The organism is Faecalibacillus intestinalis, assembly GCF_003024685.1.
Classification (GTDB): Bacteria; Bacillota_I; Bacilli_A; order Erysipelotrichales; family Coprobacillaceae; genus Faecalibacillus; species Faecalibacillus intestinalis.
In genome coordinates, this window is the sequence record NZ_PYLQ01000003.1 from 94439 (window position 1) to 109303 (window position 14865).

General features: G+C 29.3%; 13 protein-coding genes. 12 read left to right on the top strand and 1 reads right to left on the bottom strand.

Translation table 11 applies throughout. The features are described from left to right. Positions 1-59 precede the first annotated feature (59 nt). Together C7U54_RS03560 and C7U54_RS03565 are read left to right on the top strand one after the other, a co-directional pair. On the top strand, positions 60-518 hold the full coding sequence (locus C7U54_RS03560; RefSeq protein ID WP_022001761.1) for a COG2426 family protein: 459 nt from the start codon (positions 60-62) through the stop codon (positions 516-518). 39 nt (positions 519-557) lie between these two features. Next, entirely contained in the window at positions 558-1598 is a 1041-nt protein-coding gene (locus C7U54_RS03565; protein WP_022001762.1) for a molybdopterin-binding protein, read from the top strand. Here C7U54_RS03565 and C7U54_RS03570 read toward each other — a convergent pair. Then, complete coding sequence (locus C7U54_RS03570; RefSeq protein WP_107029338.1) at positions 1561-2442, bottom strand: LysR family transcriptional regulator; 882 nt, start codon at positions 2440-2442, stop codon at positions 1561-1563. The two genes, C7U54_RS03565 and C7U54_RS03570, sit on opposite strands and share 38 nt — an antisense overlap. A gap of 110 nt (positions 2443-2552) precedes the next feature. Here C7U54_RS03570 and C7U54_RS03575 point away from each other — a divergent pair, with 110 nt between their 5' ends. From C7U54_RS03575 to C7U54_RS03620, 10 genes are all read left to right on the top strand, one after another. Further along, on the top strand, positions 2553-3830 hold the full coding sequence (locus C7U54_RS03575) for an adenylosuccinate synthase (RefSeq protein ID WP_107029339.1): 1278 nt from the start codon (positions 2553-2555) through the stop codon (positions 3828-3830). A gap of 15 nt (positions 3831-3845) precedes the next feature. Continuing rightward, positions 3846-5393: a glutamine-hydrolyzing GMP synthase gene (guaA, locus tag C7U54_RS03580; protein ID WP_107029340.1), complete on the top strand. Its 1548-nt coding sequence runs from the start codon at positions 3846-3848 to the stop codon at positions 5391-5393. 72 nt (positions 5394-5465) lie between these two features. Next, positions 5466-5909, top strand: coding sequence for a LacI family DNA-binding transcriptional regulator (locus C7U54_RS03585; protein ID WP_022001896.1), 444 nt, complete (start codon positions 5466-5468; stop codon positions 5907-5909). Then, positions 5906-6478, top strand: coding sequence for a sugar ABC transporter substrate-binding protein (locus C7U54_RS03590; protein WP_022001895.1), 573 nt, complete (start codon positions 5906-5908; stop codon positions 6476-6478). The genes C7U54_RS03585 and C7U54_RS03590 overlap by 4 nt, the downstream gene beginning before the upstream one ends. A 443-nt stretch (positions 6479-6921) precedes the next feature. Beyond that, positions 6922-8568, top strand: a complete 1647-nt coding sequence (locus C7U54_RS03595) for a helix-turn-helix domain-containing protein (protein WP_107029341.1) — start codon at positions 6922-6924, stop codon at positions 8566-8568. A 176-nt stretch (positions 8569-8744) separates the two neighbouring features. Next, a complete protein-coding gene (gene lepB / locus C7U54_RS03600; RefSeq protein ID WP_107029342.1) occupies positions 8745-9293 on the top strand; it encodes a signal peptidase I in 549 nt (182 codons plus the stop codon). 46 nt (positions 9294-9339) lie between these two features. Next, on the top strand, positions 9340-10482 hold the full coding sequence (locus C7U54_RS03605; protein WP_107029343.1) for a DUF7601 domain-containing protein: 1143 nt from the start codon (positions 9340-9342) through the stop codon (positions 10480-10482). A gap of 76 nt (positions 10483-10558) precedes the next feature. Continuing rightward, complete coding sequence (gene srtB, locus C7U54_RS03610) at positions 10559-11443, top strand: class B sortase (RefSeq protein WP_107029344.1); 885 nt, start codon at positions 10559-10561, stop codon at positions 11441-11443. A gap of 1 nt (position 11444) precedes the next feature. Next, positions 11445-12107, top strand: coding sequence for an FctA domain-containing protein (locus tag C7U54_RS03615; protein WP_107029345.1), 663 nt, complete (start codon positions 11445-11447; stop codon positions 12105-12107). Further along, positions 12107-14860, top strand: coding sequence for a DUF7601 domain-containing protein (locus tag C7U54_RS03620; RefSeq protein WP_107029346.1), 2754 nt, complete (start codon positions 12107-12109; stop codon positions 14858-14860). The genes C7U54_RS03615 and C7U54_RS03620 overlap by 1 nt, the downstream gene beginning before the upstream one ends. Positions 14861-14865 lie beyond the last annotated feature (5 nt).

The following is a 14865-nucleotide window of genomic DNA, read 5'->3' on the forward strand; positions in this document are numbered from 1 at the left end:
AGGATGTTGTCAAATCCGTTTGGTTTGTTATAATGAGAATGTTAAAAAGGAGATTTTAGATGAATTATTTATATATTGCATTAATATCAATGGTACCTTTAATTGAACTTAGAGGAGCAATTCCTGTTTCTCAAGGATTAGGATTACCAATTATTCCATCTTATATTGTTTGTATTTTAGCAAATATGGTACCTGTACCTTTTATTTACTTATTTGCTAGAAAGGTTTTAGTATGGGGTTGCGATAAACCAGTTATTGGTAAATTTTTCACTTGGTGTTTAGACAAAGGTGAAAGAGGTGGAAAAAAACTTCAAGAAAAAGTAGGAAGAAGTACTTTTGTTGCTTTATTATTATTTGTAGGAATTCCACTTCCAGGGACAGGTGCATGGACAGGAACACTTGCAGCTAGTATTTTAGATATGGATTTTAAATCAACAACGATTGCTGTTATGCTAGGAGTTTTACTTGCTGGTGTAATTATGATGGTGGTTAGTTTTTTAGGATTTTCATTAATTTAGAAGTGTTTTACGCTTCTTTTTTTGTAAAGGAGGACGGTTATGAATGTAGAAATTATTAACGTTGGAACAGAGTTATTACTTGGAGAAATTGTCAATACAAATGCAACTTATTTACAAAAAATGTGTAAGGAATTAGGTTTTAATGTTTTCTTTCAAACGGTGGTAGGTGATAATCCACAAAGATTTTTAGATTGTTTAAATATTGCTTTTAATAGAGGATGTGATTGTGTTATTACTACAGGTGGGCTAGGACCAACTGAAGATGATCTTACAAAAGAATTATCTGCAAAATATTTAGGATTAGAAATGATTTTTAATGAAGCAGAAGCCAAAAAAGTGAATGATAAATGTTGCTTTGTATCACAACTAGATCAAGTTACGGATAATAACTTTAAACAAGCTTATTTTCCAAAAGATTGTTATGTTTTAGATAATCCTATTGGAACAGCCAATGGTTGTGTGATGTCTAAAGATAAAAAAATGATTGTTAATCTTCCTGGACCACCAAAAGAAATGACATATGTTGTTGATCATCAACTTCAACCTTATTTAGAAAAATATCGTCAAGCTAAAATCTATACGTATGATATTTTAACTCAAGGTGTTGGTGAATCGGCAGCAGCTACTTTGATTGATGATATTGTTCAAAGTCAAAAAGATATTTCTATTGCTTTGTATGCTTCTGAAGAGTATGTAAGAATTCGTTTAGGAGTTAAAGCAAAACATCAAGATGAAGCAGATGTTTTAGTGAAAGAAACAAAAGAATTGATTGAAGAAAGATTAAAGGATTATCTTGTTGAAAATCCTAATTTATTTGAAGAAGTGATGAAAAAGATTAATGGTTTTACGATTTTAAATGAATGTGATTTTTCTTTAAGTGATTATTTTATTAATAATGGAGGACCTGTTTTTATTCATTTAACGTTAAAAGAACATGCTCTTGGAGAAATTGTTCATGTGTTATTAAAATACAAAGAAAAAGAAATATCTTTCGATATTCCTTTACTTGTTAAAGCAAGTCTTTCTTTATCTAAACTTGAATCTAAATTGATTTATCAAATTGATCAATTAATTCGATAAATTTTAAAGTAGCTTGTGATAAGCTTCTTCTTTTAAGATAGCCATAACCGATGCTTCTTGAAGGAAGAGGCTTTTTGAGTTTTAACTCATAAACTTTATTTTTATCTAAAAAATCATGAGAAAACTCTTTGACAACACAAGCATTTCCTAAATTAGCATGGGTAAATTCTAATAAAAGATGATGTGCTCCGAGTTCCATTTCGGGTTTTAATAAAATACCATGTTTCGCAAAATATTTATCAATATAATTTCTAGAATTACTTGATTTTTCTAAAAGAATAAGATTCTTTTTTGAGATTTCTTGATAGGTATACAAATGTTCATCTTTTTTTTTGGAAATAAAGATATCATGTATGGTCAAACATTCTTTTAAAACTAAACTTTCATCATCATAGGGAAGATTGATAAAGGCAAGATCAATCGTTCCATTTTTTAAATGTTCAACTGTTTCAATAGAAGTTCCATTGACAACATTGATTTTGATTGTTGGATAAAGATGATGAAATTGTTTTAATAGGTCAATTAAGTAATTTTCACAAATTGAATCACCAGCACCAATATTTAACTGTCCTGAAAGTAATTCATTATAATGAGAAAGTTCATTTTCAACACTGGTAATTAAAGCAAGGGCTTCAGTAATGTTTTTATGAAGGAGCATACCTTCTTTAGTAAGAGTAACACCTTTGTTTAAACGAATGAAGAGTTGAGTGTTGAGTTCTTTTTCTAAAGCATGAATTGTTTGAGAAACAGCGGATTGGGAAATGAATAAATTTTTGGCTGCTTTTGAAAAAGATAGGGTAGAAGCCGCTTCGTTAAATATCTTATATTGTTCTAGTTTTATCATATTAGTACTCCTTATATCAAATATATTATATATTAATTTTACTTATATTAAAATATAGCATATAATAAAAATGTATGAAAAAGCCAATGATAGAAAGGTGGAAATGAATTATGGCTGGTGTAGTTGTTGTAGGAAGTATGTGGGGAGATGAAGGTAAAGGAAAAGTTACCGATTATCTTGCACAAAAAGCAGATGTTGTATGTCGTTATGCTGGAGGTAACAATGCAGGTCATACCATTGTTTATGGTGGTAAGAAATTTGCTTTGAAATTAATACCATCAGGTATTTTCTCTGGGCATGAAGTAATTATGGGAAATGGGATGGTTGTTAATCCTAAAGCATTTTTAGAAGAAGTGAAATATTTAAATGACGGTGGTATTGATACAAGCAAAATCAGAATTTCTGATCGTTGTCATGTGATTTTACCTTATCATCTTGAAATTGATGAATTACAAGAAAAGAGAAAAGGTGATAAAAGTATTGGAACCACAAAAAGAGGTATTGGACCTGCTTATGTAGATAAATATAGTCGTATTGGTATTCGTATGGGAGAATTCGTTGATGAAGAATTATTCTTAGAAAGATTAAAAGAAACTTTCCCAATGAAAGTTGCAGAATATCCTGAATTAAAAGACATGTTTACTGTAGAAGAAATTTTTGAAGAATACAAAGAATACGCTAAAATTATTAAGCCTTTAGTTTGTGATACAGGAATGTTATTAGATCAATATTTACAAGAAGATAAAAAGGTTTTATTTGAAGGGGCTCAAGGAGCAATGTTAGATATTGATTATGGTACTTATCCATTTGTTACATCATCACATCCAGGAGCTAATGGGGTATCTGAAGGGGCTGGTATTGGACCTTTATATATCAAAGAAGCAATTGGAATTATTAAAGCTTATACAACTCGTGTTGGATCAGGACCATTCCCAACTGAATTAAATGATGCTACAGGTGATTTAATTAGAGAAAGAGGACATGAATATGGTACTGTAACTGAACGTCCAAGAAGAACTGGATGGTTTGATGCTGTAGTTGTTAATCAATCAAGAAGAATGTCTTCTTTAACAGGTATTTCATTAATGTTATTAGATGTTATGAGTGGATTTGATACAATTAAAATCTGTAAAGCTTATAAATTAGATGGTAAAGAAATTTATGGTTTACCTGCAACTGTTAAAGATATTGAAAGATGTGAACCTGTTTATGAAGAATTACCAGGATGGAAAGAAGATATTACACATGTAAAATCTTTTGAAGAATTACCAGTAAATTGTCAAAATTATATTCATAAAATCGAAGAACTTGTTCATTGTCCAGTAAGAATGTTCAGTGTTGGACCAGATAGAGAACAAACAGTTGTTTTAAAAGATATTAAATTTTAATAAAGGAGGTCTTTCATGAAAAGAGAATTAGTCATTGTCATGGATTTCGGTGGGCAATATAATCAATTAGTTGCGCGTCGTGTTCGTGAATGTAATGTTTATTGTGAAATCTATTCTTATAAAACACCTTTAGAAAAAATTAAAGAAATGAATCCTAAAGGAATCATTTTAACAGGTGGACCAAATAGTTGTTATTTAGAAGATTCACCAACTTATTCTAAAGAATTATTTGAATTAGGTATTCCTGTATTAGGTTTATGTTATGGTGCTCAATTAATGCAACATGTTTTAGGTGGAAAAGTTGAAAGAGCAAATGTAAGAGAATATGGTAAATCAATTTTATTAGTTGATCAACCACAATCTAAAATTTTAAAAGATGTTCCTGAAACATCTACAGTTTGGATGTCACATTTTGATTATATTTCAAAAATTGCACCTGGTTTTGAAATTACAACACATACAAAAGATTGTCCAGTAGCATCTTGTGAAAATAAAGAAAAAGATTTATATGCGATTCAATTCCATCCAGAAGTTTTACATAGCGAATATGGTAAAACAATGCTTTCTAACTTTGTTTTAGATGTATGTAACTGTGCTGGTGATTGGCGCATGGATTCTTTCGTTGAAGAACAAATCAAAGCGATCAAAGAAAAAGTTGGTAATGGTAAAGTATTATGTGCTTTATCAGGTGGTGTTGACTCATCTGTTGCAGCCGTTTTACTTTCTAAAGCCATTGGTAATCAATTAACTTGTGTCTTTGTAGATCATGGTTTACTTCGTAAAAACGAAGGGGATGAAGTAGAAGCTGTCTTTGGGCCTGATGGAAATTATGAATTAAATTTCATTAGAGTAAATGCACAAGAAAGATATTATGAAAAGTTAAAAGGTGTGACTGAACCAGAAGCTAAACGTAAAATCATTGGTGAAGAATTTATTCGTGTTTTTGAAGAAGAAGCAAAGAAAATTGGAGCAGTTGATTTCTTAGTACAAGGAACAATTTATCCAGATGTTGTTGAAAGTGGTCTTGGTGGAGAATCTGCCGTTATCAAATCACATCATAATGTTGGTGGATTACCAGATCATGTTGACTTTAAAGAAATCATCGAACCATTACGTGATTTATTCAAAGATGAAGTACGTAAAGTTGGTTTAGAATTAGGAATTCCTGAATACTTAGTATTTAGACAACCATTTCCAGGACCAGGTCTTGGTATTCGTATCATTGGTGAAGTCAATGCTGAAAAAGTAAAAATCGTACAAGATGCAGATGCAATCTATAGAGAAGAAATTGCAAATGCTGGACTTGATCGTTCTATTGGTCAATACTTTGCTGCTCTTACAAATATGCGTTCTGTAGGAGTTATGGGTGATGAAAGAACTTATGATTATGCAATCGCCTTACGTGCGGTTAATACTATCGATTTCATGACAGCAGAAGCTGCAGAAATTCCTTATGAAGTATTAAATAAAGTCATGTCACGTATTATAAACGAAGTTCGTGGGGTAAACAGAGTAATGTATGATATTACAAGTAAGCCACCAGGAACAATTGAGTTTGAATAATTGAAGTGAGATAGTTGGGGTTGTTATTGAAACAATCCCACTATTTTATATTCACTAAAAAGAAAAAATTCTATGAGTATTACAATTACACAAATCGCAAAACTTGCAGGTGTTTCTAGAGGAACCGTTGATCGTGTTATTCATCAACGAGGACGCGTTGCTCCCGAAGTAGAAAAGAGAATACGTGATATTATGGATGAAAATGATTATCATCCAAATATGTTAGGAAGAGCTTTAGCTGTTTCTAAAACACCACTTACAATAGGAATGATTATGATTGAAAAAGGAAATCCATTTTTTCAATTGATTCATTCAGGAATGAAAGAAGCAATCTCTCAATTTAGAGATTATCCAATTTTAGTTTATTTTAGACATATTAATGGTGTAGGCGAAGAAGAATATTTAAATGTACTTGATGAATTAGAAAATAACGTAAATGCTTTAATTATAGCGGGGTTACAAACAAAACGTATTGTAGAAAAAGTAAATCAAATTGCAAAAAAATTTCTGTTATGACTTTAAATATTGATTTAGAAGATTCTTATAGAATAGGTTTTATTGGAATTGATGATTATAAAGCAGGAACTTGTCTTGCAGGACTTGCGCATAATCTGACAAGATCAGGAGAAAATGTGTCGATTCTTTCTGGTTCAAAAACAATTCATTCACAATCACAAAGAATCAATGGATTTCTTGATACAATGAAACAATATCCAGAAATTCTATTAAGTAATGTAATTTATACAGAAGATAAACTTGAAATATCAAATAAACTTTTAAAAGAAATGCTTTCAAAGAAATACTATAAGACAATTGTCATGGTAGATTCATGGCTTGCAAATGCGGGAGAAGTTATAGCACAAACAGGTTATGATGATATCAATATTTTAGGATTTGACTTAATGCCACAAAATAAAGAAGCATTAAAACAGGGGAAAGTTACTTATATCATTGATCAAAGTGCTTATATGCAAAGTTATGAATGTGTACATAAAGTATGCGAACATTTGATTTATGGAACAGAACTTCCAAAAGGAAAAAACTATCTTCCTATTCATATTTATAATAAATATAATCTAGACTGATTCTTTAGGTTTTACAAAAGATGAAATTGGATTTTTATTCTTAAGAATTATTTGGACTTTTGACTTTATTAATTAGTAATTTTATTTTAAAAGATTATAATGAAAAACATCATATTAAGTAAGTAATCTGAAAAAGATTGCTTATTTTTTTAATATCAACAAAAATCTATTTTTTGAACACAGTAGTTGTTTATGAGAAATTTTTTTCAGTTATTAAAAATAATTATAATTACTTTTAGTAATATGTTATTATATTACTATATTGTGAATTTAATCTGTCTGTTATAGAGTATCATGTTATTAATGAAAAAATGCATTTTTTATATAAATCATAAAAAAATTATTTACATTATGCATGGTCTATAAATACAATTATTAAATAACGCAATATTAATGATGAAAAGAATATCATAAAATTCGTGGGGGGGGGGGGGAGAGAATAGATGGTATTATTGGTACAAGAAATGAAAGATTTACAAAGAAAATTCCATTTAAAACTGTTAAGTGAACAAAAAGGATTGGATAATGAAATAAAAGGTATTAAAATCATAGAAGTTGAAAATATGGAAAAGTACATAGAAGGAGGAGAAATACTTCTTACAAGTTTTTTCATATATGAAAGTTGTACAATTTCTCAGTATGAAACACATATACAAAATTTGATAGATAAAGGTGTATCTGGATTTATTATAAAAAATAGTGGAAACATAAAAAATTTTAATATCAAACTAGATATACTTAAAAGATTATGTATTGAAAATGAGGTTGCCCTGTTTGAATTACTTCGACAAAATTATTATTGGGATATTATTAGATATATATTAGATAATGTTTTTGATCAAGAAATGGCATTATTAAAGTATCACAAAGTTACAAATGATAACCTTAAAGAATATATTTTCCACAAGGAGGCAACACCTAAAAATATTATAGAGCTTCTTTATACAATAATTGATAATCCAATTTCAATGTATTATGAAAATTTGAGTTGTCTTGCTACAACATATGAAGAAAAAAGTAGTTTTGATTTATTAGATAACATTAAAGAATATAGTCCAGAGATAAGATTGAGGTATAATTATTTAAAACAAGATGCTGGAAAATATAATCAATATATTATACCTATTACTTTTATAGGAAATATACCTATTAAAATTGTGATTGATGAAAAAAATAGAAAGTTAACAAATTTTGATTTTGTTGCGATTGAAAATGCGATTGATGCATTAAGGTATTCATTCACATTTGACTTTGCAAAAAACGAAATCCATAAAAAGTATCATCGAGATATTTTCTTTAATTTAGTAAATAGTCAGTTAAATTATGATGATACTACTGAAGCAGCCAATATGTTAAATCTTAAAGAGGATGCTTATTATCGAATTGTATCATTTCATTCTATTTCAGAAGATCAAAAGGAAAAGTATTCTTTGGAACAATTAGATGAAGTTGACATTATTGCTAATGAAATATCAATGTTTTATCCTAAAGAGCACATCTATAAAAATGTATCTCAAATTGTTATGTTACAAAAAATGGATTCTGATAAAGAGGATGATGCTAGTATAAGATGTTTAAATGAACTGATAGATATTGTAAAAAAAAGTATCAGCAAAAGAGATCAAAACACAAATTTTAATGTTGGTGTAGGAGAAATCGTTAAAGGATATAGAAATTTAAAAAACTCATATAAACAATCAAGAATAGCAATGAAATTTATGAAAATAGCTAGAAGGATTACTGGAGATATAAATAAATCAATTGTTTATTATTCAAAATTAGGAATATTCCAATCCTTTATTGAATTGGATGACATAAATAAATTAAAAAAATATGTACCATGCACAATTACTAAACTTGATAATTATGATAGAAAACATAATACAGAGTTATTACATACTTTAAATTCATACATAAGAAATAATTTAAGTGTCAAAAAGACATCTCTAGATTTAATGATTCAATATCGATCAGCTTCTTATCGCATTAAAAAGATAAAAGAGATTACAAATATTAATTTTGATGACAACATAGAATTACTTTCATTACGGAATGGATTAATCATTTTTGATATAATACATAACATGTAATAAAAAACAATGGACAAAAATATTGTTCGTTGTTTTTTATTACACTAAATTGACAAAATAGCAGTAAAAGGTTTGCCTATTTAGTGCATTACTTTTTTTTCTTGTATGGACATACAATAATAGTGTCAAAGAAATAAAACCTTACATATCCAAGTTTATTAGAAAGAAAGGTTGCTATGAATGAAACAAAACAAGAAATGAATAAGATTCAAGAAATAAAAAAGGTAAATAAATATTCATTCAAAAAAGATTTAATTTTTTTACTCCTTAAAATTTTATTAATAATTTGTGTAATGTTTTTGATATTTTCATTTGTTTATGGCATTGCTAGAACGAATGATATATCGATGAAACCAGCAATTAAAGATAGTGATTTAGTTTTATACTATCGACTTGATAAAAACTTTGTTTCTGGAGATGTGGTCGTTTTTAAAAAGAATAATCGAATAATGATGTCAAGGGTAGTTGCAGTTGCAGGTGATCAGGTTGATATCACTAAAGATGGTCTGATGATTAATGGAGCTGTTCAAATATCTCAAGATATTTATTCTGATACTACTCAGTTTAAAGATGGAACTGATTTTCCTCTTACAGTAGGACAAGGACAGGTTTTTGTATTAGGTGACAACAGGACTGTTGCTTCGGACAGTCGAATCTATGGGTGCCTTAACATCAATGATATTAAAGGCAAAGCCATAGCGGTTATTAGAACTAGAGGTATATAAATAAAAGTTCTTTAATCATTAATCGAAAAACAGGGAGGACAAAAAAATGAATATCAAACAATCGATTAAGAAAATACTTGCCTGTGCAACGGCAAGTGCAATGACATTATGCTTAACGATGCCAACTGCTTTTGCAGATGATACTACAAATAATGCTAAAGAAGCGTATATCAGTAAAACTTATAATACTGAAGTAGGAAAAGCTGAAACATTTAGTTTTACAGCAACACAAGTAACTGGGGAAGGACTTGTAAGTGATTCACTAAATCCTACAATGCCAAGTATTTCATTTACTGCTGATGAAACTGGAACAAAAACAAAGAGAGATAAAATTACATTTCCTGCTTTTAGTCAAGAAGGTAAATATGAATATACAGTGACTGAATCACAAACTGCTAATCCAGCTGTAACAAATAATGAACATGAAAAAATGATCATGTCACAAGCTGAGTATAAGATGGACGTTTATGTTTCAAATATTAATAATAAATATGAAATTAGAAAAATAATTGTAAACAAAACAAAAGACGATAAGGGTGTTATTGATAATGAAACTGGTAAAGTTGATATAGGTAATAGTGATACAAATGGATTTAGTTTTACTAATACTTATGTTCAAGAAGCAGGTACTGGTACTGATCCTACTAATCCAGGTGAAGACTATGAAAATTATGGTTCTTTAAAAGTAACAAAAACAGTAAATCCTAATGGAGGTACTATTAACACAAGTGCATCATTTAGATTCACCGCAAAATTTGATTTTCCTAAAGGAACTGACGCTAATACTTTAGGTAAAGTCAAAGGTAATGATATTGCAATTGAATTAGAAAATGGAAAATATGGATTTAATTTGAAACATGGTGAAAGCATGACGTTTACTGGATTACCTGTTGGAACTACTATGACAGTATCAGAATCTAATACTCCAAATTACAAAGGAAGTGCCAGCTACGTTATTAATGGTGGTGAGTCCCAAAGTAAAACAGCTTCAAAATATAATGAATCTTTTGAGGTAGAAAATGAAAAATTAGGACAAAAGAAAAATACTGTAGATGTAACAAATACATATAATAATGTACCAACTACAGGTATCATCATGAATACTTTACCATATGTTATGATGATTGCTTTAGGCGGAGTTGCATTATTAGGATATATTTATTTAAAAAATAAAAAATATAGCGATTAAATAAAATGAAGGGATGACAGTTTATTTAACTGCATCCCTCTTTTCAATATATACAATTAGGAAAGGAAGATAAGCAATGGATAAATTAAAAAAAATGATTAAAAATTTTATCCAAATAACTGATCATCTCGTAGATCTTATCGCTTTGATTCTTATTCTTTCAATGATGTCTTTATCTGGGTACATGTTATGGGACTCAAATCAGATATATGAAAAAGCTGATGCAAAAGTTTATGAACCTTACATGCCAACAAGAAATCATAGTAAATCTTTTAAAGAACTACAACAAATTAATAATGATGTCATTGGGTGGCTAAAGGTAAATAATACGCATATTAATTATCCGCTCGTTCAATGTGAAAATGACGATAAATATATGAATACGGATGTAGAAGGCAATTATTCATTAAGTGGATCTATTTTTTTACATGCAGAAAACAATCCGCATTTTACAGATTTCAATAATATTATTTATGGACACCATATGGAAAAACATATGATGTTTGGAGACATTGGAGAATTTACTAATCAAAATTTTTTTAATAAACATCATTACGGAAATCTTTATTATGATGGCATAAATCATGGTATTGAATTTATTGCGATTATGCAATTGGATGCATATAACGAAAGAGCATTTAATGTCTGTATAAGTGAAGAAGCAAAACAGGAATATATCAAATTGATTGATAGTAATTCACTTTATAAAAGAAATGTACAAATAAGTCCAAATGATCATCTTGTTATTTTGACAACTTGTACTTCTGATATGACAAATGGACGAAATGTTTTGGTAGGAAAGATAACAAATAAGACATATCCAGAAAAAATAAAAAAGAACAAAGGAATTGGAATTGATATTTTAAATAATAATACTTATTTAGAATTGATATTAATACTAATTGCTTTGATAATTGCTGTTTTTGTTAAGAAAAGAAAAAATAATGGAAAGGAAGGATAGTATGAAAAAAATAATGTGTTCAACTCATTATAAAAAAGTAATTTTACTATTTTTCGCAATTTTTGGATTTATGATTATGATATTAAATAATCAAAATCCTATATATGCTTTGCAAAATGACCATACTGTTTTAATACCCATAAAACAAGTACTTGATACAAATGACAAAGATAATAGTGTGGAGTTTACATATGTTCTGAAGGCGGAAAAAAGTGGAAGTCCTATGCCAGCAAATAGTGAGGGTAAGGAATATAAATGGATAATGAGAAATGATTCTCATGTTAATTTAACCATAAATGTCAATCAAGAGGGATCATTCAACTATAAAATATATCAAGAAACAAAAGACATAAATAGTTATGTTATTGATCATCATATTTATTCATTATGTATTAAAGCAAATAATGATAACAATGATTTGATTACGATTACAACCGTAACAAATGAAAATGGTGAGAAAGTGGAAAATGTTACTTTTAAAAATCAATTTAAATCATTTGATACAGATACACAAAATAAAGAATTATATATGTTAAAAAATAAAATAAAAACAGGAGATTCTTATTTGACAGGAAGTTATATGTGTATGTTTCTTGTTTCAAGTGTTATTTTGATTCTATTTATAATAAAGTTTTCAAATAAGAAGAAAGGAGATGTTAAATAATGTTGAATAAGATACAACAAAAACATTTAAAAGTGATTTGCATCTTCTTTTTGACTTTTACACTCGTTTTTTCTATGTTTAAAACAGTTTATGCAGATAATGTTGATGTTTTGAATGCTCCAGAGACTGTCAGTGTTCAAACTTTAGAAAATGAACTTAAAACAGCAACAAACGAAACAAATACAGATCGAGTAAAATATGTCGATGTAAAAGGAAATCCTATTGAAAATGCACCGACAACAATTCCATTTGGAACGATTTCCGACCATAAAGATTTAAAAATCACAGGAAAGAATTATGAATTCAAAAGTGCAAAAGTAAATGATAAGGATTGCGTTTACATAGGAAAATATGAAAACACAATTTATTACAGTACAGATGGAAATATTGCTATTAAACTCGAAGATGATCAAAAACTTATCATGACCTATCAGGAATACTATAATATTACAGTTAAAGAAGATATCCCAGAAGGTGGAGTTGCTGGAACGATTACTACAAAAGAAGGAACATTGGATACTTCAAAAACCGTACGTGTAAATGCTGGAGATGATTTGAATATTACGGTTACACCGGCAGTAGTAAATAAAATAAGATATAAAATTTCTTCGGTTGAATCACAAAATAATTCAACAATCAATAGAAGTTCTGGAGATGAATATGGAGCAGCATATACAATTCAATTTCAAAAAGATGATGTAATAACAATTGCTTATAGTAGAGAAGGAGTCTATCGTGTAACGATAAATAAAACAGCAAATGATGGAACAAAATATCTAAATGAAGAACATAGCAAGGATGCACTGAATTTTACTTTTACAGAAAAGGATTTGGATGCTGACGGTGCAATTAGAATACCAGTTATTCATACAAAAAGAGGATATCGTTTAATAAATATGGCGATAAATGGTACAACTTTAGCAGAAACAACAGACAACCATAGAGAAATTCCAACTGAAAAAGGGATTGGTCATGGGATAACAATGGATGCAAATTGTGGTAACACGTCTTATCTTGTAACCGTGGTGATGGAGAATAGTTATACTACGAATTTTGGTGATGAAAAAAATTGTTCTTACGCATACTCTATTAAAGTGAAACCTAGAAGAGGAAGCTGGCAGGATATAAATTTAAATCTGGTTCCGTATGCAATAGGGGAACAAGTATTAACTGCAAAACTATATACAGATGGACATAGAAGTGGTGATGGACTAGATGTGGCAATGTGGAATCCTGACACTAAAAAACTGGATCCGATTCAAGACAGTGACACAGTAAATATGGATTCTGTTGGAAGTGGCGCTGAAACACTTCATAAAAGACAAGTAAGAATTTTTTTCGCGAAAAGTAAAAACGGATATTCATCTCCTATTGGAGCTTATAAGGCATTTGCGAATGAGGGCTCAACAGGTGGAAAAGTAATTGCGGAAACAGGAAAGGTTGCTCAGTTATCAGCTACCACAATGGGGGAAACAGGTACTCTTGAAATTTATGATAAGATATGGCAAGAGGCAAAAAATGCTGCACAGGCTGCAGGATATACGGAATATGTAGCATTTGCAGGAGAAAAGACACTCAATACGGATTGGGAAATGTATGTAGTGAGTTTTACAACGGCTGGAATAGATTATTATGTACATTATAAATCAGGACTGGAAGATGATTTAGATGTTAGTAATATTCCGGATAACCAGGAATTATACCATAAAATACCAATGCATTCCTATGGCAATAATCCGTCAACAGCCAAAGGAGGAAGAAAAATAGGTGTATCCTTTACAGTAGGAGAAGGCAATGAGGAACCGACTTGTAGTGGATATGAGTTTTTAGGATGGAAATTACAGAAAAAAGATGGAACGCTAAGTAATGAAACTTATCAAAATAAAGATGTATTTACGGTTTCGTTGGATAATATTGAATTTGCCGATAATATAAATCTTCCTTTTTGTTCAAGAAATAATGAGAAAGGTTATCAATTCGTTGCACAATGGAAGAAAATAGGAAGCAGGAATGTTATTGTTAATCATTATTTGAAGACACCTGATGGAAATGAAAAACTCAAAAAGACAACAGAGGGGTCAATTACATTTGCTGAAGATAATGAAACAGTAACGGCAATTTCTATTCCTGAAAATGATGGAACTTTTCCGGGCTATGTCTTTGATAAGGATGATACTCGAAATGAATTAGAAAAAGAAGTTACTAATGATGACTCAACTGAAACGATTAAATTGAATCTTTATTATAAGCCTACTACATTGACGATAAAAAAATCAGTTGAAGGATATATTTTAGATGAAAATAAATCCTACAACTTTATTATAAAAGCTACTCCTCCCTCAAATGATTCAGGAAAAAGCTTAGATTCTGCAGATATTTATATAGGTCAAGATAAAAAAATTACTTTTACAAACAATCAAGCAACATTTGCTTTGAAAAAAGATGAATCAATTAATTTAAACTGTTTACCAATAAAGTGGACTTATACAATTACTGAATCAGATCCTGGCTCTAATTTTAAAGTTTATTATAAGCTTAATGATAGTTCAAAATCCGAAGGAAAAACTGTAGATTGCATTATGGATAATACAGGTAAGATGACGGTTGAGTTTATTAATACTTCAACAATCGCACCACCAGAAACAGGAATTTCATCTAATGAAAAAGAATATTTAGCTATGATGATTGTAGGTTTAGTTTTATGTTTTGTTATGTTGTTCTATTTAAAAAATGTAAAAAGAAAGAAAATGTAATTAAG